The organism is Thioalbus denitrificans, from assembly GCF_003337735.1.
GTDB classification, from domain to species: domain Bacteria; phylum Pseudomonadota; class Gammaproteobacteria; order DSM-26407; family DSM-26407; genus Thioalbus; species Thioalbus denitrificans.
The window spans coordinates 601,674-626,774 of record NZ_QPJY01000002.1 but is presented as its reverse complement, the minus strand read 5'-3'; the positions used below and the strand labels follow the sequence as shown (position 1 = coordinate 626,774).

At 67.6% G+C, this 25,101-nt stretch carries 22 protein-coding genes; 17 read left to right on the top strand and 5 right to left on the bottom strand.

Annotated elements, in window-relative coordinates; translation table 11 throughout:
- Positions 1-447: 447 nt before the first annotated feature.
- Together amrA and amrB are read right to left on the bottom strand one after the other, a co-directional pair.
- Positions 448-1,068 carry an AmmeMemoRadiSam system protein A gene (amrA, locus tag DFQ59_RS07455; protein WP_170142072.1) on the bottom strand — a complete coding sequence of 207 codons (621 nt, stop codon included), beginning with the start codon at positions 1,066-1,068 and terminating at the stop codon, positions 448-450.
- Positions 1,055-1,840 (bottom strand): AmmeMemoRadiSam system protein B, encoded by a 786-nt coding sequence (gene amrB, locus DFQ59_RS07450; protein WP_114279035.1) that lies wholly within the window; start codon positions 1,838-1,840, stop codon positions 1,055-1,057. Before amrB ends, amrA begins: the two co-directional genes overlap by 14 nt.
- Positions 1,841-2,079: 239 nt before the next feature.
- Between amrB and amrS the strand changes: the two genes are divergently transcribed.
- The 14 genes from amrS (at position 2,080) to DFQ59_RS07380 (ending at position 14,361) form a co-directional block, all read left to right on the top strand.
- A complete protein-coding gene (gene amrS / locus DFQ59_RS07445) occupies positions 2,080-3,180 on the top strand; it encodes an AmmeMemoRadiSam system radical SAM enzyme (RefSeq protein ID WP_114279034.1) in 1,101 nt (366 codons plus the stop codon).
- Between the two features lie 256 nt (positions 3,181-3,436).
- Positions 3,437-3,988, top strand: coding sequence for a molybdopterin adenylyltransferase (gene mog / locus DFQ59_RS07440; RefSeq protein ID WP_114279033.1), 552 nt, complete (start codon positions 3,437-3,439; stop codon positions 3,986-3,988).
- Positions 3,989-4,097: 109 nt separating this feature from the next.
- Positions 4,098-4,445, top strand: a complete 348-nt coding sequence (locus tag DFQ59_RS07435; RefSeq protein ID WP_114279032.1) for a hypothetical protein — start codon at positions 4,098-4,100, stop codon at positions 4,443-4,445.
- A gap of 158 nt (positions 4,446-4,603) precedes the next feature.
- A complete protein-coding gene (locus DFQ59_RS07430; RefSeq protein WP_114279031.1) occupies positions 4,604-6,034 on the top strand; it encodes a metal ABC transporter solute-binding protein, Zn/Mn family in 1,431 nt (476 codons plus the stop codon).
- 249 nt (positions 6,035-6,283) lie between these two features.
- Positions 6,284-6,949: a cytochrome c biogenesis heme-transporting ATPase CcmA gene (gene ccmA, locus DFQ59_RS07425; RefSeq protein WP_114279215.1), complete on the top strand. Its 666-nt coding sequence runs from the start codon at positions 6,284-6,286 to the stop codon at positions 6,947-6,949.
- Entirely contained in the window at positions 6,946-7,629 is a 684-nt protein-coding gene (gene ccmB, locus DFQ59_RS07420) for a heme exporter protein CcmB (protein ID WP_114279030.1), read from the top strand. The genes ccmA and ccmB overlap by 4 nt, the downstream gene beginning before the upstream one ends.
- Before the next feature lie 278 nt (positions 7,630-7,907).
- Complete coding sequence (locus DFQ59_RS07415; RefSeq protein WP_114279029.1) at positions 7,908-8,648, top strand: heme ABC transporter permease; 741 nt, start codon at positions 7,908-7,910, stop codon at positions 8,646-8,648.
- A 2-nt stretch (positions 8,649-8,650) separates the two neighbouring features.
- Positions 8,651-8,812, top strand: coding sequence for a heme exporter protein CcmD (gene ccmD, locus DFQ59_RS07410; RefSeq protein WP_114279028.1), 162 nt, complete (start codon positions 8,651-8,653; stop codon positions 8,810-8,812).
- Positions 8,812-9,288, top strand: coding sequence for a cytochrome c maturation protein CcmE (gene ccmE / locus DFQ59_RS07405; protein WP_114279027.1), 477 nt, complete (start codon positions 8,812-8,814; stop codon positions 9,286-9,288). The genes ccmD and ccmE overlap by 1 nt, the downstream gene beginning before the upstream one ends.
- A gap of 3 nt (positions 9,289-9,291) precedes the next feature.
- Positions 9,292-11,295 carry a heme lyase CcmF/NrfE family subunit gene (locus DFQ59_RS07400; protein ID WP_114279026.1) on the top strand — a complete coding sequence of 668 codons (2,004 nt, stop codon included), beginning with the start codon at positions 9,292-9,294 and terminating at the stop codon, positions 11,293-11,295.
- 12 nt (positions 11,296-11,307) lie between these two features.
- Positions 11,308-11,868: a DsbE family thiol:disulfide interchange protein gene (locus tag DFQ59_RS07395; protein WP_245937210.1), complete on the top strand. Its 561-nt coding sequence runs from the start codon at positions 11,308-11,310 to the stop codon at positions 11,866-11,868.
- A gap of 54 nt (positions 11,869-11,922) precedes the next feature.
- Positions 11,923-12,396: a cytochrome c-type biogenesis protein gene (locus DFQ59_RS07390; protein ID WP_114279025.1), complete on the top strand. Its 474-nt coding sequence runs from the start codon at positions 11,923-11,925 to the stop codon at positions 12,394-12,396.
- A 95-nt stretch (positions 12,397-12,491) separates the two neighbouring features.
- Positions 12,492-13,778, top strand: coding sequence for a c-type cytochrome biogenesis protein CcmI (gene ccmI / locus DFQ59_RS07385; RefSeq protein ID WP_114279024.1), 1,287 nt, complete (start codon positions 12,492-12,494; stop codon positions 13,776-13,778).
- Between the two features lie 172 nt (positions 13,779-13,950).
- Positions 13,951-14,361, top strand: coding sequence for a YqaA family protein (locus DFQ59_RS07380; RefSeq protein ID WP_114279023.1), 411 nt, complete (start codon positions 13,951-13,953; stop codon positions 14,359-14,361).
- A 124-nt stretch (positions 14,362-14,485) separates the two neighbouring features.
- Here the strand turns inward: DFQ59_RS07380 and cysZ are convergent, their stop codons facing one another.
- Complete coding sequence (cysZ, locus tag DFQ59_RS07375) at positions 14,486-15,226, bottom strand: sulfate transporter CysZ (protein WP_114279022.1); 741 nt, start codon at positions 15,224-15,226, stop codon at positions 14,486-14,488.
- 321 nt (positions 15,227-15,547) lie between these two features.
- Entirely contained in the window at positions 15,548-15,937 is a 390-nt protein-coding gene (gene queF, locus DFQ59_RS07370; protein ID WP_114279021.1) for a preQ(1) synthase, read from the bottom strand.
- 685 nt (positions 15,938-16,622) lie between these two features.
- Here queF and smc point away from each other — a divergent pair.
- From smc to ligA, 3 genes are all read left to right on the top strand, one after another.
- Positions 16,623-20,138 (top strand): chromosome segregation protein SMC, encoded by a 3,516-nt coding sequence (smc, locus tag DFQ59_RS07360; RefSeq protein ID WP_114279019.1) that lies wholly within the window; start codon positions 16,623-16,625, stop codon positions 20,136-20,138.
- 340 nt (positions 20,139-20,478) lie between these two features.
- Positions 20,479-21,408 carry a cell division protein ZipA gene (gene zipA / locus DFQ59_RS07355; RefSeq protein WP_114279018.1) on the top strand — a complete coding sequence of 310 codons (930 nt, stop codon included), beginning with the start codon at positions 20,479-20,481 and terminating at the stop codon, positions 21,406-21,408.
- Positions 21,409-21,453: 45 nt separating this feature from the next.
- Complete coding sequence (gene ligA / locus DFQ59_RS07350) at positions 21,454-23,478, top strand: NAD-dependent DNA ligase LigA (protein WP_114279017.1); 2,025 nt, start codon at positions 21,454-21,456, stop codon at positions 23,476-23,478.
- A gap of 285 nt (positions 23,479-23,763) precedes the next feature.
- Here ligA and DFQ59_RS07345 read toward each other — a convergent pair whose 3' ends face one another.
- Positions 23,764-25,077, bottom strand: coding sequence for a cytochrome c (locus DFQ59_RS07345; protein ID WP_114279016.1), 1,314 nt, complete (start codon positions 25,075-25,077; stop codon positions 23,764-23,766).
- Positions 25,078-25,101 lie beyond the last annotated feature (24 nt).

Sequence of the window (25,101 nt, the reverse complement as noted above, 5' to 3'; positions counted from 1 at the left end):
CCCGTAGGAGCGGCTTCCAGCCGCGATGCCTGGACCGGGCCGTGCCCGTCGCGCCAGGATGGCGCTCCTGCGGTGGGATGGGATTGCCGGCGGGTGGCCGCCGGCCGCCCTGTTCACCCCCCCGTAGGAGCGGCTTCCAGCCGCGATGCCTGGACCGGGCCGTGCCCGTCGCGCCAGGATGGCGCTCCTGCGGTGGGATGGGATTGCCGGCGGGTGGTCGCCGGCCGCCCTGTTCACCCCCCCGTAGGAGCGGCTTCCAGCCGCGATGCCTGGACATTTTTTATCCGCAGATTACGCAGATTAAGAATGACAAAAAAACGATAGGGCCTGGGTTTTCGATGGGTCAAAACACGTCAGCATGGCAGTCTGTGGCTCGTTACACCCTGCATCTCTTCGCGTTTTTCTTCGTGTCCTCCGTGCCTTCGTGGTGAAATTTCATTGCCTGAATCAGGCCCGCACCGGCGCGTCGCCGAACAGCTCCGTCACCGTGGCGCCGAAGGATTCGGTGGTGTAGCGGGCTACCTGCAGGGTGTCGGACCAGTGGCCGAAGGGCAGGCCGGCCTTGCGCTTGAGATGTTCGAGGAACTGCTCCGGCCGGGGCAGCTGTTCCCACACGGAGGGGAGGAAGGTGCCGCGCTGGCCGCGGTCCTGGAGGATGAGTCCGTCGATCCCGGGGCGGATCTGGTCCAGCAGGTCGGCCTCGGAGGAGAACCGCAGGGGCTCGGCGGGGCTCAGGACGGAGATATGGATTTCAAGGCGCGGGAACTCCGCCGGCCGCAGCCCCGGAAAGCGCGGATCCTCGAAGGCGGCGGCATAGGTGTTCTGGGCCACGTCCACCACCAGCGGGCGGAACGCCTGCAGCACGCCGATACAGCCCCGCAGCTGCCCGCCGATCTCGAGGGTGACGAAGGTGGCGCGGCTGGCTTGTAGCGTCTCCGGGTAGTCCTGCGGATCGACGCTCAAGGGGGCCCCGCGCTCGAGGCCGTGCTCGATGGAGCGGGCGGCCAGCTCCAGCAGCCGCCGGCGATCAGCGGCGCTGTAGACCGCCCCGGGCTCAGTTGAAGACATAGGCGCCATACCCCACCACCTGGTCGCGCGGACCGGCGGTGTCACCGGAGTTGCGCAGGTCCAGGGTCCGGGCCTTGAGATGGTGCTTCCTGGCCAGCACCAGCAGGCCGTTGACCGGATTGCGGCCGCAGGCCTGGCCGTGGCTGATCTCCTCGGGGTGCAGGGCCTCGATGGCCGCGGAGGTGGCCGCGTCGAGCTCCCGGGCGGTGCTGTAGTCGTGGTAGTGGCTGAGATCGGAGCTGATGACGATGAGGGTCTCGGGGCCGCCCCAGAGCAGCTCCAGCACCTCGGCCACCTCCCGGGGCGTGGCGTCGCCGACCACGAACGGCGCCAGGCTGAACGCGGACAGTACCTCCTGCAGGAAAGGCAGGTGCACTTCGAGGCTGTGCTCCAGGGCGTGGGCCTCGTCCATGACCTTGACCTGGGGCAGTGTCAGCGCCCGATCGATGGCCTCCCGGTCCAGGGGTATGGAGCCCAGGGGAGTTTCGAAGCGCTCGGCGCTGCTGACCGCCAGGCCGTAGAGAGGGACGCGGTGGGAGGGGCCCATCAGCACCACGCGGGTGATGGTCTCCCGCACCGGAGCCAGGGTGGCGTAGGCGGTGGCGGCGATGGGGCCGGAGTAGATGTAGCCGGCGTGGGGGGCGATCAGGGCCTTGGGCGGCGGGCTTTCCGCGGACGCCTCGGCCAGGTAGCCGTCCACCATGCGCTTCAGTTCCTGCGGGTCCCCGGGGTAGAACAGGTTGGCCACGGCGGGTTGTCGGACCAGTGACATGGGCTGTGCCTCCAGCGGATCGCTGTTTATGTATAACATTAAATAGCCAAGTCAACCCTATGTATTGAAAATTAATGTCAATGACATGGGCTCTGGCGTTGTAAGCGCCATCCTGCCGATCAGTATAGATCCGGGTGCTGAAACCGGGCCGGACGGTTGCAATCGCGGGGGTGCCATTCACACTTAGAGGAGAGAGGGGTGATCTCAGTGCTCCGGCCTGGCCGGGCAGGGGAGAGACGATGAACAGCGAACCGCTGAAGACCGTGGTGCCGACACGCTACTGGCACAAGCTCGAGGACGGGCGGGTGCAGTGCGATCTGTGTCCCCGCTTCTGCCGCATCAAGGAGGGCCAGCGGGGCTTGTGTTTCGTGCGCGCCTGCGAGCGGGGCGAGGTCGTGTTGACCACCTACGGCCGTTCCAGCGGCTTCTGCGTGGATCCCATCGAGAAGAAGCCGCTCAACCACTTCCTGCCGGGGACCCCCATCCTCTCCTTCGGCACCGCCGGCTGCAATCTCGCCTGCAAGTTCTGCCAGAACTGGGATATGAGCAAGTCGCGGGAGATGGACACCCTGGCCGACCAGGCCGATCCGGAGACCATCGCCCGGGCGGCGGAGGCGCTGGGCTGCCGCAGCGTGGCCTACACCTACAACGATCCGGTCATCTTCCACGAATATGCCATCGATGTGGCCAAGGCATGCCGGGCGCGGGGAGTGAAGTCGGTGGCGGTGACCGCCGGTTACATCTGCCCCGAGCCGCGGAAGGAGTTCTTCAGCTGGATGGACGCCGCCAACGTGGATCTGAAGGCCTTCACCGAGGCGTTCTATCACAAGCTCTGCAGCGGTCACCTGCAACCGGTGCTGGAGACGCTGGAGTACCTGGTCCACGAGACGGACGTGTGGGTGGAGCTCACCACCCTGCTCATTCCCGGGGAGAATGACTCGGAGTCGGAGCTGGAGGAGATGACCCAGTGGGTGGTTGAGCACCTGGGCCCCGAAGTGCCCATGCACTTCACCGCCTTCCATCCCGATTTCAAGATGCTCGATCATCCTCCCACCCCGCCGGCGACGCTGACCCGGGCGCGGGCCATCGCCATGAAGAACGGTGTCCGCTATGCCTATACCGGCAACGTCCATGACGAGACGGGCGAAAGCACCTACTGCCACCACTGCGGCCAGAAGCTCATCGGCCGCGACTGGTACCTGCTCTCCGACTGGAATCTCACCGCCGACGGCCGCTGCAGCAAGTGCGGCACCCCCTGTGCCGGCGTGTTCGATGAGCGGCCCGGGGACTGGGGCGCCCGGCGGCAGCCGGTGCGGCTGCGGGAGTTCGCATTGGAATAGAAATAGACAGTATTGACAGGAAAAAGACTGTTATCCGCAGATTACGCAGATTACGCGGATTAGGAATGACACAAACAGTGGGCCTGTGCTTTCGAGGGATTTGAACATATCCCGCCTCTCTTCACGTTTTCCTTCGTGCCCTCCGTGCCTTCGTGGTGAATCTTCAGGCGGTCTGTGCAATTCTCAACCCACTGGCGGCTGCTCCCTGGCTCCGTATAATGACGGCCATACCTGAACTGCGGACTAAGGAATTCCCATGAGCGAAGAGAAGGTACGCATCGGCATCGTCACCGTTTCCGATCGGGCCAGCCGCGGGGAGTACGAAGACCTGGGCGGGCCGGCCATCCGCGAGGAGATGGGCCGCATTCTGACCACGCCCTGGGAGCCGGTGGCGCGGGTGGTCCCCGACGAGCAGTCCGAAATCGAGGCGGCCCTGCGCGATCTCTGCGACAGCGAGGGCTGCTGCCTGGTGGTGACCACCGGCGGTACCGGCCCGGCGCCGCGGGACGTGACGCCCGAGGCCACCGAGGCGGTCTGCGACAAGATCCTGGACGGCTTCGCCGAGCAGATGCGGGCGGTGTCGCTCAAGGTGGTGCCCACCGCCATCCTTTCGCGACAGATCGCCGGCATTCGCGGCCGGTCGCTCATCATCAACCTGCCGGGCAAGCCCTCGGCCATCGCCGACTGCCTGTACGCGGTGTTCCCGGCGGTTCCCTACTGCATCGACCTCATCGAGGGTCCCTACCTGGAGACCGATGAGGCGGTGGTCAAGGCGTTCCGGCCCAAGCATGCCGTGCGGAAGGGATAACGGCGGCTCCGGGCGCTCCATGCGGCGTGCGCTCCCGGGCTTGATGCGGCCGGCCTTCGCGGCCATGCTTTGCCACCATCATCAAAACAATTTCAGGACTCCGGATACCATGAAAATCGCTGCTTTCCTGTCTGCCCTTGCCCTCGGTCTCGGCTCCCTTGCGGCTGCCGCCGCGGATGTGGAGACCCGTTACGATGTGGTGCGCGCCCTGGGGGCGGAGAATGGCGTTGCCCTGGCCTGCGGCTACGTGGACGAGACCCGGCGCATGAAACGGGCGATGGTGGACAACCTGCCCAAGGAGCGCGCCCTCGGGCTCGCCTTCGAGGAGAGCACCAACGCGGCCTACCTGGCGTTCCTCAAGGCGGGGGAGCCGTGTCCTGCCGAGGCGGGTTTCAGCGGCCGGGTGGACGCCGCCATCAGTGAGCTCCAGGCAACTTTCGCGGAAAGCGCCGAATAACTGATAAAAATCAATAAAATGTGGTTTCTGCGCCTGCTGTCGGCCGGTAGTGGCGGAAAGCACTGCAACGATCGTTCCCTGGGTTGAGCCACGTCAAATAATGCCGGGGCGGACCCGGCTACCATGGCGACCGTCGCTTTTCCACGAGGGTTCTGCACATGCGTCTCCTGTCTGTTCGCCTGGCCCTGGCCGGGTTCCTGCTGCTCCTTACCTCCGGTGCCTGGGCGGCGGAGGTTCCCAAGGTGGTGGTCAGCATCAAGCCCATCCATTCGCTGGTGGCGGGGCTGATGGAGAATGTGGCGGAACCCACCCTGCTGATCGATTCCGGTTCGCCGCTGACCTACCGGCCCACGGCGGTGCAGCAGGCGCGCATCGCCGAGGCGGACCTGGTGTTCTGGGTGGGGCCCGAACTGGAGCAGGGGCTGGCCGAGGCGCTGCCGGGAATCCAGTCGCGCGGGCGGGTGCTGGCGCTGCTGGACAACCAGAACCTGAAGATTCTCTCCGCACCGGGCAATCCGGATCTGCGTGACCCGTTCTTCTGGCTGGACACCCGCAATGCCCTGATACTGCTGGACGAAATCGCGGAGCTCCTGGTGGAGATGGACCCGGGGCGGGAGCATCTCTATATGCAGAACCGCGAGCGGATGCGCACGGTGCTCTCCTCGCTGGACTGGGAACTGGAGGTGAGTTACCGGGCGCTCAAGTCCGGCCGGGTCTACCTCTACGATCCCACCCAGCAGTACTTCTCCCAGGCCTACGCCATGCGCAGCGCCGGCAGCCTGAACGCCCTTCCCGGCGGACCCGCGGATGCCGCCTCCCTGCTGAAGGCCCGCGCGACCCTGGGTTCCGGCGAGGCCACCTGCCTGCTCTACGAGGCGGCGTTTCCCGCCGAGAACCTGGGCCTGCTGCAGACCGAGGGGGTCCAGCAGGTGAAGCTGGACTCGTTCGGCTCGGATCTCGAACCCGGGCCGATGCTCTATCCGGACATGATGCGCGGGCAGTTCAAGGCCATCGCCGGCTGCTTCGGCGAGGAGACGCCCGCCATCGGACGGGAGAAGGGACACACCGTGCTTGATGATACGGTGGCCGCGGTGCCCTCCGCGCAGCTCGTGGGACGCTACATGCTGCTGGACCAGAACGGCGCCCTGGTGACGAATGAAACCTTCCTCGGCAGCTACCAGCTGATCTATTTCGGCTACACCTTCTGCCCGGATATCTGTCCCACCTCCCTGCAGGTGATGGCCGCCGGACTCTCGGGACTGGGGAAGAAGGCGGAACGGATCCAGCCGCTGTTCATCACCGTGGATCCGGAGCGTGACACCCCGCCGGTGATGCGCCAGTACGTGGGCTATTTCCACCCCCGGCTGGTGGGGCTGACCGGTACGCCGGAGATGATCGAGCGGGTCGCCGAGCAGTTCCGGGTCCGCTACGAGAAGTATCTGCCCGAGGGGGCGCCCCCTGACCGCTACAGCATGGACCATACCGCATCGCTCTACCTGCTCGATCCCGACGGCGTGTTCATCACCAAGTTCGCCCACGGGATCACCGCCCAGCAGCTGGCGGCTGAACTGGACCAGTTGATTCAGTGACTGTCGGGTGAGGGGATAGGGGTGAAGGGTGAATGGATAAGGGCACCACTCACGCACTCACGCACTCACGCATTCACGCATTCACGCACTCACGCACTCACTGAACACGGAACACGCAGTGAGTGCCTGTCTTCGGTAACGATGCCTTTTTCATCCCCCATCACCCACCGCCCCTCACCGTGAGTGCGCTGGCGGCCGGCGGCGGGCGGCTGGTAGTATAAGCGGGTTTTTTACCCACTCGGGGGGATGATGCAGCCAGCCGTGCAGGTACAGTCGCCAGACACCGGAACCGCCGCCGGGGTTTCCCTCCAGGCCGTGGACCTGGAATGCGTGCGCGATGACCGCGTGCTCTTCCGCGGCCTGAACTTCACCCTGGAGCCGGGGCAGATCCTGCAGGTGCAGGGCCGCAACGGCAGCGGCAAGACCAGCCTGCTGCGCATCCTCTGCGGCCTGTCGCCGCCGGCCCAGGGCGAGGTGCGCTGGTGCGGGGAGGATATCCAGTCCAGCCGCCCCGAGTACTTCGCCGAGCTCGCCTACGTGGGCCATGCCCACGGCGTGAAGGGGGAGCTGACCCCGGTGGAGAACCTCAACCTGGCCCGCGGGCTCGGGCGCGCCAGCGGCATGGAGCCGGTGGAGGCGCTGGAGCACCTGGGGCTGGCGGGTTACGAGGATGTGCCCAGCCGTTTCCTCTCCGCCGGCCAGCGCCGGCGCGTGGCGCTGGCCCGCCTGCTGATTCTCCAGGCCCGGGTGTGGGTGCTGGACGAGCCCTTCACCGCCCTGGATGTCCACGGGGTGGATTTCATCGAGAGCATGCTTCTCGGCCACAAGAATCGCGGCGGCATGGTGATGCTCACCACCCACCAGCCCCTGCGCATGGACGAATCGCACGTGACCCGGATACTCCTCGGCGCATGAATGAACCCAGCCTGACCCGTGCCTTCACGCTGCTGTTGCGGCGCGACCTGACCCTGGCCTTCCGTCACCGCTCCGAGCTGGCCAACCCGCTGCTGTTCTTCGTCATCGTGATCAGCCTGTTCCCCATGGGCGTCAGCCCCGAATCGCGGGTGCTGCAGATGATCGCCCCCGGGGTCATCTGGGTGGCGGCGCTGCTGGCCACCATGCTTTCGCTGGACATGATGTTCCGCTCCGACTACGAGGACGGCTCCCTGGAGCAGCTGCTGCTGAGCCCCCATCCCGTCTCGGTCCTGGTGCTGGCCAAGGTGCTGGCCCACTGGCTGGTGACGGGGCTCCCGCTGCTGGTTCTGGCCCCGTTGCTGGGTGTGTTACTCTTCCTGCCCATCGAGGCCATGCCCGCGCTGGTGGCGAGCCTGGCCCTGGGGACCCCGCTGCTGAGCCTCATCGGCTCCATCGGCATGGCGCTGACGGTGGGTCTGCGTCGCAGCGGCGTGCTCCTCTCCCTGCTGGTGCTGCCGCTCTACGTGCCGGTGCTCATCTTCGGCGCCAACGCCGTGGATGCCGCGGCCGCCGGCCTGCCGGTCACCGGCCAGATGTATTTCCTCGGCGCGATGCTGGTGCTGGCCCTGTCGCTGTCGCCCCTGGCGACCGCGGCGTCGCTGCGGATCAGCGTGAGCTGAGTGGCTGGGGCGGGGTCGGCGGATCCCCGGCAGCGCCGCGGCGGGCAGGAAAACAAGGAAGAACGAAGGTCAGGGATTGATGGCTTGGGGCAGGCGGTTTTCGGCTCCGGGACCTGTTCCGCCCTGGCGCCCGCGGCCGGTGAGCCAACCGGCTGCCGCAGGGCGTGAACAGGGTCGGAAAAGCAAGGGAACTCGGACGCGCTTACCCGGACTAATAACCAGATTGGACAAGGGCGGACGCCAGGGTGGGTGTTCCCCGGGGGTGGATAAATAAGACCATGTGGGCATTTCTGCACCGTTTCGCTTCTCCACGCTATTTCTACAACCTGTCCGGCCGCCTCATCCCGTGGCTGGGCTGGTTCACGCTCATACTGATGCTGGCGGGACTCTACCTGGGGCTGGTGTGGGCGCCGACCGACTACCAGCAGGGTGACAGCTACCGCATCATCTTCGTGCACGTTCCCAGCGCCTGGATGTCCATGTTCATCTACGTGGTCATGGCCGTGGCCTCGGCCATCATGCTGGTGTGGAAGATCAAGCTCGCCGACGTGGTGGCCCAGTCGAGCGCCGTGGTGGGGGCCTCCTTCACCTTCCTGGCGCTGGTGACCGGCTCGCTGTGGGGCAAGCCCATGTGGGGCGCCTGGTGGGTGTGGGATGCGCGCCTGACCTCGGAGCTGATCCTGCTGTTCCTCTATTTCGGCTACATGGCCCTGCGCGCGGCCATCGAGGATCGCAACACCGCGGCCCGCGCCGGCGCGGTGCTGTCGCTGGTGGGAGTGGTGAACATCCCCATCATCCACTACTCGGTCTACTGGTGGAACACCCTGCATCAGGGGGCCACGGTGACCAAGTTCGCCGCCCCCTCCATCGATGTGCGCATGCTCATCCCCCTGCTGGTGATGGCGCTGGCCTTCAAGCTCTACTACTTCACCACCATGCTCATGAGCGCCCGCTGCGAGGTGCTCGAGCGGGAGCGGAACAATACCTGGGTGCAGGAACTGGCGGAGAAGAAGGCCTGAACATGCGCGAATTCCTCAACATGGGCGGCTACGCCTTCTACGTCTGGACCTCCTACGCCATCGCCCTGGTGGTGCTGGTGGCGAATTTCGTCGCCCCCATGCGCCGCCGGACCGAACTGATGAACAGCATCGCCCGCCGACTGCGGCGCGAACGGAGTCGTTGATGAACCCCAAACGCAAGAAACGCCTGGCCCTGGTGTTCCTGGTGGTGCTCGGAGTGGGCACCGCGGTGGCGCTGGCCCTGAACGCCTTCCAGGAGAACCTGCTCTTCTTCTACAGCCCCAGGGACGTGGTGGCCGGCAAGGTGCCCGATGACCACGCCTTCCGCATCGGCGGCCTGGTGACCGCCGGGAGCGTGAAGCGCCAGCCCGACGGGCTGACGGTGCAGTTCGACGTGACCGACATGGACGAGACGGTGGCCGTGCAGTACACCGGCATCCTGCCCGACCTGTTCCGCGAGGGGCAGGGCATCGTCGCCCTGGGCCGCCTGGGCCCCAACGGGGTGTTCGTGGCCGAGGAAGTGCTGGCCAAGCACGACGAGAACTACATGCCGCCCGAGGTCGCCGAGGCCCTGGGCAACGCCCACGAGAAGGCCACCGGCACCCCCGTTCCGGAGCCCAACCGCCGCCAGGGAAGCTGAGCCATGATCCCGGAAATCGGACACTTCGCCCTGATTCTCGCTCTCTCCCTGGCCCTGCTGCAGGGGGTGCTGCCGCTCATCGGCGCCCAGCGGGGGGTGACCGGCTGGATCGCCCTGGCGCGCCCGGCGGCGCTGGGGCAGTTCCTGTTCGTCGCCATCGCCTTCGGCTGTCTGACCCAGGCGTTCGTGGTGTCGGATTTCTCCGTGCTCTACGTGGCGTCCAACTCCAATACCCACCTGCCGCTGGTCTACAAGGTGGCCGCCGTGTGGGGCGGCCACGAGGGCTCGCTGCTGCTCTGGGCCCTGATGCTGACCGGCTGGACCGCCGCGGTGGCGCTGTTCAGCCGCAGCCTCCCCGAGGAGATGGTGGCCCGCACCATCGCCGTGATGGGGCTCATCAGCGTCGGCTTCCTGCTGTTCATGCTGCTCACCTCCAACCCCTTCGACCGCCTGCTGCCGGTGCCGCTGGAGGGGCGCGACCTGAATCCCCTGCTGCAGGATCCGGGGCTCGCCATCCACCCGCCCATGCTCTACATGGGCTACGTGGGTTTCGCCGTGGCTTTCGGTTTCGCCATCTCGGCGCTCATCGGCGGCAACCTGGACGCCGCCTGGGCGCGCTGGTCCCGCCCCTGGACCACGGTGGCGTGGGTGTTCCTCACCATCGGCATCACCCTCGGCAGCTGGTGGGCCTACTACGAGCTGGGCTGGGGCGGCTGGTGGTTCTGGGATCCGGTGGAGAACGCCTCGTTCATGCCCTGGCTGGTGGGCACGGCCCTCATCCACTCGCTGGCGGTGACCGAGAAGCGCGGGGTGTTCAAGAGCTGGACCGTGCTGCTGGCCATCTTCGCCTTCTCCCTGAGCCTGCTGGGTACCTTCCTGGTGCGCTCCGGCGTCCTCACCTCGGTGCACGCCTTCGCCAACGACCCCGAGCGCGGCGTGTTCGTGCTCATGTTCCTGTGCGTGGTGGTGGGCGCCTCGCTGCTGCTCTACGCCTGGCGCGCCCCGTCGGTGCGCGGCGGCAGCGATTTCGAGCTGTTCTCGCGCGAGACGATGCTGCTGACGAACAATGTCCTGCTGGTGGTGGTGTGCGCCACGGTGCTGCTCGGCACAATCTACCCGCTGTTCCTCGATGCGCTGAACATGGGCAAGATCTCGGTGGGACCGCCGTACTTCGACAACGTCTTCGTGCCGCTGATGATCCCGGTGGTGTTCCTGATGGCCATGGGTCCCATGGTGCGCTGGAAGCAGAGCAATCCGGCGGAGCTGGCGCGCCGGCTCTGGGGCGCCCTGCTGCTGGCCGTGGGCATCGGCGTCGCGGCGCCCTACCTGTTCGGCCTGGAGGTGCGGCCGATGGTGGTGGTCGGGCTCGGCCTGGCCGCCTGGGTGGCGCTGGCCACGCTCCAGGACCTCTACCTGCGCACCAGCAACAAGGGCTCCCTGCTGACCGGGCTGCGCAGCCTGACGCCGAGCCACTACGGCATGGTCCTGGCCCACATCGGCATCGCCGTGGTGGTGGCCGGCATCACTGTCACCAAGGCCTACAGCCTGGAGAAGGACGTGCGCATGGCGCCGGGGGACACGGTCGAGGTGGGCGCGTACACCTTCCGCTTCGAGGGGGTGACCAATGTCGAGGGACCCAACTACACCGCCAGCGAGGGCCGGGTCATCGTCACCCGCGGTGATCGCCAGGTGGCGCTGCTCGACCCCCAGAAGCGCAACTACCGCAGCGGCATGCCCATGACCGAGGCGTCCATCGACAGCAACCTGTTCCGCGATCTCTACGTGGCCCTGGGCGAACCCATCGAGGGGGGGGCGTGGGCGGTGCGTGTCTACCACAAGCCCTTCATCATGTGGCTGTGGCTGGGCGGTGCGCTCATGGCCCTGGGCGGTTTCGTGGCCATCAGCGACCGGCGCTACCGGCTGGCGCTGAAGCGGGACCGCAGGCAGCGGGCGGAACCCGCCCGGCAGCCGCCGCCGGGCCGCTCCGCCGCTGACGCCAAGGCCTGAGGAGGCAAGGGAATGAGCGAAGAGAAGAAGGCCTCCATGGCGCGTTACCTGATACCGCTGTTCATCTTCGTGATCCTGGTGGGGTTCTTCGCCGTGGGCCTCAACCGGGACCCGCGGCTGGTGCCATCGCCGCTGGTGAACAAGCCGGCGCCCGCGTTCAGCACCGCGAGCCTGGAGCAGCCTGACCGGGTGCTCGACCCGCAACTGTTCCGCCAGCACAAGGTTTCCCTGTTCAACGTCTGGGCCAGCTGGTGTGTCTCCTGCCGCCAGGAGCACCCCTTCCTGCTGGAGGTGGCCAAGAGCGGGCGGGTGCCCATCTACGGCCTCAACTACAAGGATGAGCGCGCCGACGCGTTGAACTGGCTGGGCGCCCTGGGCAACCCCTATACCGCCAGCGTCTATGACCACGAGGGCAAGGTGGGGATCGACTGGGGCGTGTACGGCGTGCCGGAGACCTTCGTGGTGGACGGCAAGGGCATCATCCGCCACAAGCACGTCGGGCCGGTCAGCCCGCAGGTGTGGCAGGATGAACTGCTGCCCCTCATCGAGCGGATCGAGAATGAAGCCGGCTGAGTCGGCTCCGGCCTCTCATCCCCCTACGCATTGACTGGACAAGCGGTGAACCGATTGCAACTCAAGATCCTGGTCCTTACTCTCCTGCTGTGCCTCGTCACCCCGGCCTTCGCGGTCATCGAGGTCTTTACCTTCGACGATCCCGTGAAGGAGCAGCGCTACCGCAAGCTCTCCGAGGAGTTGCGCTGCCTGGTGTGCCAGAACCAGAACCTGGCCGATTCCAACGCCGACCTGGCCAAGGACCTGCGCAACCAGGTCTACAACATGATCGAGGCCGGCAAGAACGATGCCGAGATCATCGACTACATGGTGTCCCGCTACGGCGAATTCGTGCTCTACCGTCCGCCGCTGCAGACCAACACGGTACTGCTCTGGGCCGGCCCCTTCGTGCTGTTGCTGGGCGGACTGGCGGGCCTGGCGGTGTTCGTGCGCCGGCGCAAGGCCACCACCCGGGAACGCATGAGCCCGGAGGAGCAGGCTCGCCTGCGTCGAATGCTGGAGGAGCAGGGTGGGGAGCCCCGTTCCTGAACCCGGCGCGATATCCCGTCCCATCGGCTCCGCCGGGTGCGTGTCACCCGGCGGCCGGGCGACACTGAACCATAACGAGACTTCAGATTCCTGACATGACCACCCTCTGGATTGTCTTCGCCGTGCTTGTCCTGGCGGCGCTCGCCATCGTCGTGCCTCCGTTGCTGCGCCGGCGCGGCCTCAGCAACGTGGCCCGCGATGAACTCAACCTCGCCATCCACGGCGAGCGGCTGACCGAGCTCAAGCGCCTCTTCGATGAGGCGGAGATGACCCGGGCCGATTATGACCAGGCGGTGCTGGAGCTGGAGCAGGACCTGGCCGATGACCTGGCCGCCGGCAGCGACCGCGCCCAGTCCACGCAGGCCGGGCGCTGGGCCGCCGTGCTGGTGGTGGTTCTGGTCCCGCTGCTCTCGGTGGGGCTCTACAACCGCCTGGGCAACGCGGACCGGCTGGCCGATTTCGAGACCTCCGCCGAGGTGGGGCGCACCACGGGACAGGAGGGCATGCCCTCCATCGACAAGATGGTCTCCACCCTCGAGCAGAAGCTGCGGGAGAACCCGGATCAGCCCGAGGGCTGGTTCCTGCTGGGCCGCAGTTACCTGGCCATGGACCGTCCCGCCGAGGCCGCGGAGGCGCTGCGCAAGGCCAACGAGATGCAGCCCGGCAATGCCCAGTTCATGGTCACCTATGCCCAGGCCCTGGCCCTGTCGCGGGAGGGTGATTTCAGCGGCGAGCCGCTGGAGCTGATTCGCAAGGTGCTCGATGCCGAGCCCGAGAACGCCCAGGGGCTGTTCCTGGCCGGCGTGGCCAATTTCCAGCAGGGCTCCTTCGAACAGGCCATCCTCTTCTGGCGCAAGGTCCTGGCCATGCAGCCCCCGGAGAGCGAGGATTCGCAGCTGCTGCAGACCTACATCCAGCGCGCCTCGACCCTGCTGGCCCAGCAGGGCGGGCAGGTCCCCGCCATGGAGCCGCCGGTCGCATCGGCCGTGCCCCAGGCGCCCGCCGCCGGGGCGCAGACCCCCGAGGCCGGGAGCGCCAGGCTGACGGTCCAGGTCAGCCTGGCCCCGGAGCTTGCCGACCAGGTGAAGCCCACCGATACGGTGTTCGTCTTCGCCGTGGCCGCCCAGGGCCCGCGGATGCCGCTGGCCATTCAGCGCCTCACCGCGGCCGAGCTGCCGGTGACGGTTGAGCTGGACGACTCCATGGCCATGATGCCGGCCATGAAGCTCTCCAGCTTCCCCGAAGTGACCGTGGGCGCCCGCGTCTCCTTCAGCGGCGACGCCATCGCCAAGAGCGGCGATTTCGAAGGCCGCGTCACCCCGGTGACGGTGGCCGGGGCGAAGGAGCCCATCGCGGTGGTCATCGACACGAAGGTTCCCTGAAATGATGGATAAGGGTTAATGGATAAGGGTAAATGGTTAATGGATAAAGGATAATGGCCAAAGGCCAAAGGCCAAAGGCCGAGGATCTGGATTCGGCGTGATGGCCCGCACTCACTCCAGCCACCTTTATCCTTTATCCATTAACCCTTATCCATCAGTTGTCCCGTCATCCATGTCGCTCTGGGGTCTGTTCGCCAGCGGTTTTCTCTCCTCGACCCTCCTGCCCGGCGGATCCGAGGTGGTGCTGCTCTACCTCGCGCATGCGGATGAAACGCCGGCGCTGACGCTGCTGGCGGTCGCCACTCTCGGCAACACCCTCGGGGGGCTCACCTCCTGGCTCCTGGGCTGGTGGCTGGCCCGGCGCTGGCCGGGCGAGGCGCTGGCCAGGCCCGCCCAGCGCCGGGCGCTGGCGTGGCTCCAGCGCCACGGCTCGCCGATTCTGCTCCTCTCCTGGTTGCCGGTGGTGGGTGATCCCCTGTGCCTGGCCGCCGGCTGGCTGCGGGTGGGGCTCCCGGCCGCGACGCTGTTCATCGCGGCGGGCAAGGCGGGACGCTACGGCGTGCTGCTGTGGGTCGCGGGATAAGAAGGGATAATGGTCAATGGATAATGGAAAAGGGTTAAAACATGGAGTCGGCGTGATGGCCCCTGCTGACTCCAGCCACCTTTATCCATTGACCCTTATCCATTAGCCATTGTTTATTAGTAAGTTACTCTCCTTCCTTCGAGTACTTTTCCACCCATAGCGCCGTGGCGCCGGCCACCGCGGCGGGCATCACCACCAGGTTCACCAGCGGGATGACCGTGCCGGCCAGGACGGCGCCGCCGAAGCCCAGGGAGAGCAGGCGCTGCCGGCGCAGGCGGCGGCGCAGGTCGCGGAAGCCGATGCCGTGGTTGCCCATGGGATAGTCGGTGTACTCCAGCGCCAGCATCCAGGCGCTGAAGGCGAGCCACAGGAACGGCGCGGCGAGGTTGATGACCGGGATGACGAACAGCAGCAGGAAGGGCAGGCTCCAGGCCGCCATGTAGAGCAGCTTGCGCAGCTCGTTGGCCAGCATGGGCAGGAATTCGGCCAGTGCCTTGCGCCAGCCGCCGCCATCAGCGGCCGTCCTGCCGGTGAGCAGCAGCTCCACCCGCTCCGCCAGCAGCCCGTTGAAGGGGGCGGCGACGAGGTTCGCCAGCAGGGAGAAGCCGTAGAAGACCAGCAGCAGGGCGCTGATGATGAACAGGGGCCAGAGCAGCCAGGTGAGCCAGTCGAGCCAGCCGGGCAGGTAGCCCTGGACCCAGGCCGAGAGCGCTTCCAGCCAGCTGAAGGCATACCAGATGCCGGCGCCGAAGAGCGCGATGTTGATGGCCAGCGGCACGATCACGTAGCGGCGCAGGCCGGGACGGAGAATCAGTCCGAACCCCCGGAGCAGGGCGCCGGCGCCGGTGACGGGATTTCCGGGCATGCTTGTTTCTCCAGTATCGATTCAGATCTCACCACGAAGGCACGAAGGCACGAAGTTCGTAAAGACTGTTTAACCGCAGATTGGCGTTGATTCTCGTTGATTACCGGTAACACTGCCCTGCTCATCGGTGGTAAACAGCCCGGAGGGGTGGAGACCTGTTGCAGTGCCACTGGGACTGCGACGAGTCGCATATCCAGCACCAACCGGGCAGCTTGCCGATAGCCGCGTGTCAATCCACGATAATCAGCGAAAATCTGCGGTTGAACGGTTTATCCTTTTCTCTTCTTCGTGTCCTTCGTGCCTTCGTGGTGAAAAAACGGATCAAGGCAGGGTGACGGGGCTCGGGGCCACCCAGCTGTCGCTGCGGTGCTCGGCCACCACGGTGGTGTAGACGCCGCCGCGGACGTTGAACTCCGCGGTCAGGCGCATGAAGCGGGGTTCGCAGGCCTCCACCAGGTCGGCGAGGATGCGATTGGTCACCGCCTCGTGGAACGCGCCTTCCTCCCGGAAGGACCAGACGTAGAGCTTGAGGGACTTCAGCTCCACGCAGCGGTCATGGGGCACGTACTCCAGCTGCAGGGTGGCGAAGTCGGGCTGGCCGGTCTTGGGGCACAGGCAGGTGAACTCCGGGACCCGGATGCGGATGGTGTAGTCACGCTCGGGCGCCGGGTTGGGGAAGGTTTCGAGGTCTTTGCTGGGCTGGGTGGACATGACGGCTTCAGATAAAGGGTGAATGATAAAAGGTGAAGGGTAAAAGGATACGGGATACGGCCGGGCGGGGGAACACGTGGGGGGAGGAGTGATGGGGGCGGCTCAAACCGGAGGATGCGCGGTGCCCACCTCTGGAACCGAATAGACAGGATTGTCTGTGTATGCCCGCCCCGGGCAGCGATGAGCCACCGGTCCGTTACACACAGCCTCTCTTCGCGTTCTTCTTCGTGACCTTCGTGGTGAAGATTTATTGTTGTAACCGCAGATTACGCAGATTACGCAGATTACGTGAAGGGTGAAGGGTGAAGGGAGTGTGTCGCCTCCGGACAAGGGTGCCGGGGTTCAACGCCCTGCCAGGTCGGATGAATCCGACCCTACAGCGCAACCATCACGCATCACGCATCACGCACTCACGCATCACGCATCACGCACTCACGCACTCACGCACTCACGCACTCACGCACTCACGCATCACCCATCACCCATCACCCATCACCCATCACGCACTCACTGAACACCCATCACCCATCACGCACTCACTGAACACCCATCCCAACAATATCCTGTAAATCCAGAAAAATCCTGTAAATCCTGTCTATTGGGGCCGTCCCGGAGGGCCAAGATGCCCGGGCCGGGCAGGGCGCCGTCTTTTGCGCGGGGCCGGGTGCTGGTATCTTTCGCTTCCATGCGCCTGAAGAAGATCAAGCTCGCCGGCTTCAAGTCCTTCGTGGACCCCACCACCGTGCACATCCCCAGCAACCTGGTGGGTGTCGTGGGCCCGAACGGCTGCGGCAAGTCCAACGTCATCGACGCGGTGCGCTGGGTGATGGGCGAGTCCTCCGCCAAGAACCTGCGCGGCGACTCGATGACCGACGTCATCTTCAACGGCTCCACCTCCCGCAAGCCGGTGGGGCAGGCCTCCATCGAGCTGGTGTTCGACAACACCGAGAACAAGCTCGGCGGCCAGTACGCCCAGTTCAACGAGATCTCCATCAAGCGCCTGGTGTCCCGCGACGGCCAGTCCAACTACTACCTGAACGGCGCCCGCTGCCGGCGGCGCGACATCACCGACATCTTCCTCGGTACCGGCCTGGGACCGCGCAGCTACTCCATCATCGAGCAGGGCATGATCTCCCGCCTGGTGGAGGCCAAGCCGGTGGAGTTGCGGGTGTTTTTCGAGGAGGCCGCGGGCATCTCCAAGTACAAGGAGCGCCGCCGCGAGACCGAGAACCGGATGAGCCATACCCGGGACAACCTCGATCGCCTCAACGACCTGCGCGAGGAGCTCGACAAGCAGCTGCACCATCTCCAGCGCCAGGCCCGCGCCGCCGAGCGCTACAAGGAGCTCAAGCAGGAGGAGCGGCTGCTGCGCGCACAGCTGCAGGCGCTGCGCTGGCGCAGTCTTGACCAGGCGGTGGGCGAGAGCGAGCAGGCCATCCGCGCGGCCGATACCCGGCTGGAAGGGGAGATTGCCCGCCTGCGCTCCGTGGACAGCGAGATGGAGAAGCTGCGCGCCGCCCACACCGAGGCCGGCGACACCCTCTCCGAGGTGCAGGGCCGCTTCTACGGCCTGGGCGCGGACATCGCCCGCGTGGAGCAGGCCATCCAGCACAACCGCGAACGCCGCGCCGAGCTGGACAACGACCTGAAGCAGGCCGAGCGGGTCTGGCAGGATCTGCAGCATCACCTCGAGACCGATCAGCGCCGCATCGGGGAGTTCGAGACCCGCCTCGCCGGGCTGGATCCGGCCCTGGAGGAGGCCCGCGAGGCGGAGGAGATCTCGGCCCTGCGGCTGGGCGAGGCCGAGGAGTCGATGCAGACCTGGCAGGCGGAGTGGGACGCCTTCACCGAGAGCTCATCCACCCCGTCCCAGCGCGCCCAGGTGGAGCGGACCCGGATCCAGCACCTGGAACAGCAGATTCATACCCACCAGCACCGGCTCGGCCGGCTCGACCAGGAGCGGGCGGCGCTCAGCCCCGGCGACCTGGAACTGGAGATCGCCCGCCTGGAGGCGGAGCAGGAGAAGCTGGACGAGGAGATGGAGCGGCTCCAGGCCCGCCTCGCCGAGGTGAACGGTTCCATCACCGCCCGCCGGGAGCAGAACCGCCACATCACCACCGAGCTCGACACGGCGCGCAGCCGCCAGCAGCAGCTGCGCGGCCGCCACGCCTCCCTCGAGGCCCTGCAGCAGGCGGCCCTCGGCAAGGGTTCGGGCGCCGCCGCGGAGTGGCTGCGCAGGCAGGGCCTGGAGGGGCGCCAGCGCCTGGCCGAGGGGCTTCGGGTCAGCGAAGGTTGGGAGCCGGCCGTGGAAACGGTCCTGGGCCACAACCTGCAGGCGGTCTGCGTGGACGGGCTGGCCTCGGTGGCCGATGCCCTGGAGAGCCTGGGCAAGGGACGGCTCACCTTTTTCGACACGGCCACGGCCGCCGCCGGTTCCGGCGCGGCCCGGGCCGGCGCGGTGCCGCTGGCGAGCCTGGTGCGCGCCCCCTGGCCCCTGGAGTCGCTCCTGGACGGCGTCCATGCGGTGGAAGACCTGGCCGCCGCCCTGGCCCTGCACGGCGAGCTCGGCCCGCGGGAATCGGTGATTACCCGCGACGGCCTCTGGCTGGGGCGGGGCTGGCTGCGGGTCAGCCGCGAACAGGATGAGCAGGCCGGTGTCCTGGCCCGCGAGCAGGAGCTGGAGCGGCTGGAGGCGGAGCTCGACCGGGTCTCCGAGCTGACCGCGGAGCTGGCCGAATCCCTGGAGCAGGGCCGCGAGACGCTGCGCGGGCTGGAGGAGCAGCGCGACACGCTGCAGCATGACGCCACCCAGCTCGGCCGCCGCCATGCCGACCTGCGCGCCCAGCTGAGCGGCCGCCAGGCGCGGCTGGAGCAGTTCCGATCGCGGCTCGAGCGCATCGAGTCGGAGATCGTCGAGGGCCGCGAGCACATCGCCCAGAGCGAGCGCGAGGTGAACGAGGCCCGCGGCGCCCTGGAGACGGCGCTGGAGGCAATGGCGGAGCACGAGGCCCGGCGCGAGGCGCAGGTGGCCCGGCGCGATGCGTTGCGGGCCCAGCTGCAGGAGGCGCGGCAGCGTGCCGCCGGCGACCGCGACAAGGTGCACCAGCTGGCGCTGGAAACCCGCTCCCTGCACACCCAGGTGGATTCCACCCGCCGGGGGCTGGAGCGCATGGAGGCGCAGCTGGAAGGGCTGGCGGAACGGCGCGAGGCGCTGCTGCGCCAGCTCACCGAGTGCGAGTCGCCCATCACCGATCTGAACCGGGAGCTGGAGCAGCTGCTGGACCGGCGCCTGCAGGTGGAGAAGGAGCTGAGCGCGGCGCGCGCCGGGCTGGAAGGCATCGAGCATCAGCTGCGCGAGCTGGAATCCTCCCGCGGCGGCACCGATCAGCGGGTGGCCGAGGTGCGCGCGGAGCTGGAGCAGGCGCGCATGCGCTGGCAGGAGCTGAAGGTGCGTCGGCAGACCCTGGAGGAGCAGGTGATCCAGGGCGGCTTCGAGGTCCAGCCCCTGCTGGAGGAGCTGCCGGAAACGGCCGCGGAGGCCGAGTGGGAGCAGTCCCTGGAGCAGGTGAACAACCGGATCCAGCGCCTGGGGCCCATCAACCTGGCCGCCATCGACGAGTACAAGGTCCAGTCGGAGCGCAAGACCTATCTCGATTCGCAGCACGCGGACCTGACCGAGGCGCTCGAGACCCTGGAAAACGCCATCCGCAGGATCGACCGCGAGACCCGCACCCGCTTCCGGGAAACCTTCGACAAGGTCAACGACGGGCTCAAGCAGATGTTCCCGCGCCTGTTCGGCGGGGGACACGCCTACCTGGAGCTGACCGGGGAGGACGTGCTCGACGCGGGCGTATCCATCATGGCCAGGCCGCCGGGCAAGCGCAACAGCACCATCCACCTGCTCTCCGGCGGCGAGAAGGCGCTGACCGCCGTTGCGCTGGTGTTCTCCATCTTCGAGCTCAACCCGGCTCCCTTCTGTATGCTCGACGAGGTGGACGCACCGCTGGACGACGCCAACGTGGGGCGTTTCTGCACCATGGTCAAGGAGATGTCGGAGCGGGTACAGTTCGTATTCATCACCCACAACAAGACCACCATGGAGATGGCCCAGCACCTCTCCGGGGTCACGATGCAGGAGCCGGGCGTTTCGCGCCTGGTTTCGGTGGACGTGCAGGAAGCGGTCGCCCTGGCCGCCTCCTGAGCCGCGACCGCCGTGACGGCCGGTCTCCGGCCGGCGAATCAAGGGGCATAACCGGATGCGCGGCCCCATGGCTGCGCACCAGCAGGGCCGGAGTACCCGTGGCGCAGGGCGGACCTCTGCTACCATGATTGCAGGGGTCGCAGGTTTCAGGGGTTGTGGAGATATCCCCGCGCGCGGCGTAAGCGTCTTTGGGGCGTTCCCGGGGCGGCCGCGGTCGTGGAATGGTCTCTTCACGGGTCCGGGCAGCCGCTGCCGGCGGCATTCCACCTGCACGCGTCCGCCGGGCGCGGACGACACGGAACACTACTCCGGGCCAGAAGATTCGGGAGCTTGAGAGTCCATGGAACTCGGTTTACGGCTGATACTCATCACCGTCGGCATCCTCATCATTCTCGGTGTCGTCTGGGACTACCAGCGCCGCCGCTCCCGGGAGCGCGACGCGGAGCGCCGCGGCTGGTGGCCGCGACGCGGCACCGCACGCCGGGAGTCCGGAGCGGAGGTGGACGAGGAGGTCGCGGAGCTCGCCGGCCTGGTGGAGGTGGAGGACGACAGCTTCACCGACATGGAGTGGGTCGGCGAGGTCAGGGTGGTCGGGGGCGAACGGACATCCCGGAGCGGGAGCGTACCCGACGGCGACGATTCCGGCGCGGTCGCATCTCCCGCGGCGGAATCACCGCAGCCGACCCGTCCCGCCGCCGCGCCGGTCTCCGCGCCGGAGGCGGAGCCGGAGCCGCGGCCCGCGCCGCGCGCCGTGCCGAAGCAGCGCCCGCAAGCGGCGGCGGAGCCGCCGGCGCCGAAACGCCGCGAGCCCCCCCGCGAGGCGCCCCCTGCGGAGATGCCCGAGGAGGTCTTCGCCCTCCACGTCATGGCCCCGCGCGATGCCCCTTTCGGGGGCCCCGACCTGCTGGTGGCGTTCGAGGCCGCGGGGCTGCGCTGGGGCGAGATGGAGATCTACCATCACCCCGGCCGGGACGGGTCCGGGCGCCTCTACAGCCTCGCCAACATGGTCAAGCCCGGGACCTTCGATCCGCGCCACATGGGGGATTTCACCTCGCCGGGCCTGGCCCTGTTCATGGGGCTGCCGGGACCGGCGGAACCCATGGCCGCCTTCGATGCCATGCTGGCCGGCGCCCGCGGACTGGCGGTGCGGCTCGGCGGCGAGGTGCGCGACGACCGGCGCAATGTCCTGACCCAGCAGACCATCCAGAGCTACCGGGACCGGATCGCCGAGTTCGAACGCACTCACATGATGATGTCCTCCAGGTCCTGATGCCGGGGGACGGGCCCCCCATCCCCGGCCGGCGAATACCCTTCCATGTCCGCACCGAAAACCGCCGCTGAACGCGCCCGCGAGCTCGCCCGCGAGCTCGCCCGCGAGCTCGACTACCACAATTACCGCTACTACGTCCTCGACCAGCCGGTCATCTCCGACGCCGAGTACGACCGGCTGCTGCGGGAGCTGCAGCAGCTGGAGGAGCGCTACCCGGAGCTGGCCGGCCCCGATTCCCCCACCCGGCGGGTGGGTGCGCCGCCGCGCAGGGAGTTCGGCGAGGTGCGCCACAGCGTGCCGATGCTCTCCCTCGACAACGCCTTCGACGAGGAGGAGCTGGCCGCCTTCGACCGGCGGGTGCGCGAGCGGCTCGGCGTCGGGACGGTGACCTACCTGGCCGAGCCCAAGCTTGACGGCGCCTCGGTCAGCCTGCGCTACGAGGAGGGCACGCTGGTCAGCGCGGGCACCCGCGGCGACGGGACCACCGGCGAGGCGATTACCGAGAACGTGCGCACCATCCGCACGGTGCCGCTGAGGCTGCATGGCGAGGGGTGGCCCGCGGTGGTGGAGGTGCGCGGCGAGGTGGTCATCCGCAGCGCCGATTTCGAGCGCCTCAACGCCGAGCGCCTGGACCGCGGCGAGAGCGTCTTCGCCAACCCCCGCAACGCCGCCGCCGGCAGCCTGCGCCAGCTCGACTCCAAGGTGACCGCCGGCCGGCCGCTCACCTTCTTCCCGTGGGGGCTGGGCGAGTGTTCCGGGGCGGTGGCCGACAGCCAGTGGGCGCTGCTCGAACGGCTCCGGGCGTGGGGATTCCTGGTCAGCGCGGAGTTGCGCCGGGTCGAGGGCGCCGAGGGGTGCCTGGCCTACTACCGCGAGCTGGGCGGGCGCCGGGCCGCGCTGCCCTACGAGATCGACGGGGTGGTCTACAAGGTGGACGATTTCGCCGCCCGCGAGCGCCTCGGGTACACCTCCCGGGCGCCGCGCTGGGCCGTCGCCCACAAGTTTCCCGCCCACGAGGAGACCACGCGGGTCCTCGGTATCGAGGCCTCCGTGGGTCGCACCGGCGTCATCACGCCGGTGGCCAACCTGGAGCCGGTCCAGGTGGGCGGCGTCACCGTCAGCCGCGCCACCCTCCACAACCAGGACGAGGTGGAGCGCAAGGACGTGCGCGAGGGCGACACGGTCATCGTGCGCCGCGCCGGCGATGTCATCCCCGAGGTGGTGGGGGTGGTCAGGGAAAAGCGCCCGGCGGGGACGAAGCCCTGGGTGATGCCCGACGCCTGCCCGGTGTGCGGCTCCGAGGTGTTGCGGCTCGAAAACGAGGCGGCCCACCGCTGCATCGGGGGGCTGTTCTGCGCCGCCCAGCGCACGGGCGCCATTCTCCACTTCGCCTCCCGGCACGCGCTCGACATCGACGGCCTGGGCGAGAAGCTGGTGACCCAGCTGGTGGAGCGGGAGCTGGTGCAGACCGTGGCCGATCTCTTCTCCCTGACGCGGGAGCAGCTGATCGGGCTGGACCGGATGGGGGAGAAGTCGGCGGACAACCTGCTCGCGTCCCTCGGGCGCTCCCGCGACACCACCCTGCCGCGGTTTCTCTATGCGCTCGGCATCAGCCAGGTGGGGGAGGTGACCGCCGCCCAGCTCGCCGCCCATTACGGCGAGCTGGCGCCCCTGATGGAGGCCGACGAGGAGTCCCTGCAGGCCGTGCCGGACGTGGGCCCGGTGGTGGCCCAAAGCATCTGCCACTTCTTCCGCCAGCCCCACAACCGCGAAGTGATCGAACGGCTCGTGGAGGCCGGCGTCCACTGGCCCCCGGTGGAGGTGACCCGCGCGGAAACCCCGCTGAAGGGCAACACCTACGTCATCACCGGCACGCTGGAGTCCATGTCCCGCGACGAGGCCAGGCAGGCCCTGCAGGCCCTGGGCGCCAAGGTCAGCGGCAGCGTCTCGAAGAAGACCACCGCCGTGGTGGTGGGCGCCGACCCGGGCTCCAAGTACGACAAGGCCCGGGAACTCGGCATCGAGATCCTCGACGAGGCGGCCCTGCTCAGGCTGGTGGGAAAAGATTGAATCGACAGGAATAAAAACAAAAAACCTGTTAACCGCAGATTACGCTGATTTACGCAGATTATTTGGAGACACGGTAGACGTGCAGTGGCAACCCCGGGCGTCTGCGAAAGGGGTGGGGCTATCCCCGCAGTCACCCGGCCCGGGTGTCCCGGCCAAACCACCGGCCTTTCCGGCTCTTAACTTTAATCTGCGTAATCCGCGTAATCTGCGGATAAAAAAGCTTTTCTGGTTTAATCCTGTCATTCCTGTCGGTTCCGAATCCGGCCCGGATGCGGGCGAGGGGGCTCAGTGGTCCTCGGGGAGGGTCTGCAGGTAGGCGAGGATGTCCACCAGGAGTTGCTCGTCCAGTACCTGCAGCGCCGGCATCGGTTCGTCGGGATGGCCGTTGCGGATCTTGTGCAGCGCTTCCCAGGGGCTCTCCCGGGCCAGGCGTCCCAGCGGAATGGTGGTCATGACGGCGTGGCCGTCGCGGCCGTGGCAGGTGGCGCAGATGGTGCCGTAGTAGTCGGCGGCGCGTGTCGCGTCACCCCGCGCCCGCCGGCTCGCGCGGTCGATGGCCGTGTCCATGTCGGACTGCCCGAGACTGACGAAATGGGCCAGGTCGACGAGATCCCCGTACTTCAGCACCGCTCCGTAGCGGTGGGTCGCGTCCCTCAGGACAGTCACGATGGCATCCGGCTCGGCGCCGGCAAAGTCCCGGATGCCCTTGATGCCGGTGGCATGGGGACCGCTCCCGTAACTGCCGTCGCGTCCCCGGTAGTCCCAGCCGTGGCACTCCTTGCAGCGCCAGGTGCGGGGTGCGTCCTCCCCATAGACCGCAGCGGGAGGATAGGCGGGGTGGGGCACGGGAGGCGGCAGGGCCTGCACCTCCATCTGCCAGTTGTCGTAGAGCCGCCCGCCCCGCGCGATGGAGGCAGCCAGGTTCCGGCCCGGCAGGGTCTGCAGGTAGGCGAGCATACCGGCGGCGGTTGCAGGCCCGAGCACCCGCAGGGGCGGCATGTCGCCCCCCGGGTGGCCATTGAGAATCATGTGCAGGGCCTCGCGGGGGCGCTCCCGCGTCACCTCGCCCAGGGCGGGCACGTCGCGCACCCCTCTGCCGTCCAGTCCGTGGCAGCCGGCGCAGATGGTGGCGAAACTGTCCTCATGGGGAGCCGGCTCGGCCAGTGAACGGCCCGTGGCGGGTTCGATGAAGGCGTCCATCTCCACCTGGCCGGTGCTGACGAAGTGGCCCAGGTCGAGCAGTTCGCCGGGGCGCAGAATATCCCCGTAGCCATGGTCCGCCGCCGTGAGGAGGGCGACGACCGCCGCCGGATCGGCACCCCGGTAGCGCTCGATTCCGGGCATCCCGGCGGCACCCCGGTAGTCCCAGCCATGGCAGGTGGTGCAGCGCCAGGATGCCGCGGCGCTGGTGCCGCTGACGGCGCCCGCCAGCAGGGGATGCGGCTCCCGGGGCGGCGGCAGGCGCAGCTCGCGATACCAGTTGTCATAGAGACGGCCGCCCCGGACCACGGCATCTTCCCCGGCCACTACGGCCGGTCCGGCCGACAGGGCTCCTGTCACGACCGCTGCCAGCGCCAGGGTCATGAACCGCATGTTCATTCCTGTCTCCCTCACTTTGATTCC

Excerpts from the sequence above, each read along its gene's own strand:
- DFQ59_RS07430 (WP_114279031.1), top strand. The coding sequence starts at position 4,604 with ATGCGTCTCCTGTCTGTTCGCCTGGCCCTGGCCGGGTTCCTGCTGCTC.
- smc (WP_114279019.1), top strand. The coding sequence starts at position 16,623 with ATGCGCCTGAAGAAGATCAAGCTCGCCGGCTTCAAGTCCTTCGTGGAC.
- ccmE (WP_114279027.1), top strand. The coding sequence starts at position 8,812 with ATGAACCCCAAACGCAAGAAACGCCTGGCCCTGGTGTTCCTGGTGGTG.
- ccmA (WP_114279215.1), top strand. The coding sequence starts at position 6,284 with ATGCAGCCAGCCGTGCAGGTACAGTCGCCAGACACCGGAACCGCCGCC.
- DFQ59_RS07395 (WP_245937210.1), top strand. The coding sequence starts at position 11,308 with ATGAGCGAAGAGAAGAAGGCCTCCATGGCGCGTTACCTGATACCGCTG.
- ccmD (WP_114279028.1), top strand. The coding sequence starts at position 8,651 with ATGCGCGAATTCCTCAACATGGGCGGCTACGCCTTCTACGTCTGGACC.
- DFQ59_RS07415 (WP_114279029.1), top strand. The coding sequence starts at position 7,908 with ATGTGGGCATTTCTGCACCGTTTCGCTTCTCCACGCTATTTCTACAAC.
- DFQ59_RS07345 (WP_114279016.1), bottom strand. The coding sequence starts at position 25,077 with ATGAACATGCGGTTCATGACCCTGGCGCTGGCAGCGGTCGTGACAGGA.
- DFQ59_RS07435 (WP_114279032.1), top strand. The coding sequence starts at position 4,098 with ATGAAAATCGCTGCTTTCCTGTCTGCCCTTGCCCTCGGTCTCGGCTCC.
- ccmI (WP_114279024.1), top strand. The coding sequence starts at position 12,492 with ATGACCACCCTCTGGATTGTCTTCGCCGTGCTTGTCCTGGCGGCGCTC.
- queF (WP_114279021.1), bottom strand. The coding sequence starts at position 15,937 with ATGTCCACCCAGCCCAGCAAAGACCTCGAAACCTTCCCCAACCCGGCG.
- amrA (WP_170142072.1), bottom strand. The coding sequence starts at position 1,068 with ATGTCTTCAACTGAGCCCGGGGCGGTCTACAGCGCCGCTGATCGCCGG.
- ccmB (WP_114279030.1), top strand. The coding sequence starts at position 6,946 with ATGAATGAACCCAGCCTGACCCGTGCCTTCACGCTGCTGTTGCGGCGC.
- zipA (WP_114279018.1), top strand. The coding sequence starts at position 20,479 with ATGGAACTCGGTTTACGGCTGATACTCATCACCGTCGGCATCCTCATC.
- DFQ59_RS07400 (WP_114279026.1), top strand. The coding sequence starts at position 9,292 with ATGATCCCGGAAATCGGACACTTCGCCCTGATTCTCGCTCTCTCCCTG.
- ligA (WP_114279017.1), top strand. The coding sequence starts at position 21,454 with ATGTCCGCACCGAAAACCGCCGCTGAACGCGCCCGCGAGCTCGCCCGC.
- mog (WP_114279033.1), top strand. The coding sequence starts at position 3,437 with ATGAGCGAAGAGAAGGTACGCATCGGCATCGTCACCGTTTCCGATCGG.
- cysZ (WP_114279022.1), bottom strand. The coding sequence starts at position 15,226 with ATGCCCGGAAATCCCGTCACCGGCGCCGGCGCCCTGCTCCGGGGGTTC.
- amrB (WP_114279035.1), bottom strand. The coding sequence starts at position 1,840 with ATGTCACTGGTCCGACAACCCGCCGTGGCCAACCTGTTCTACCCCGGG.
- amrS (WP_114279034.1), top strand. The coding sequence starts at position 2,080 with ATGAACAGCGAACCGCTGAAGACCGTGGTGCCGACACGCTACTGGCAC.
- DFQ59_RS07380 (WP_114279023.1), top strand. The coding sequence starts at position 13,951 with ATGTCGCTCTGGGGTCTGTTCGCCAGCGGTTTTCTCTCCTCGACCCTC.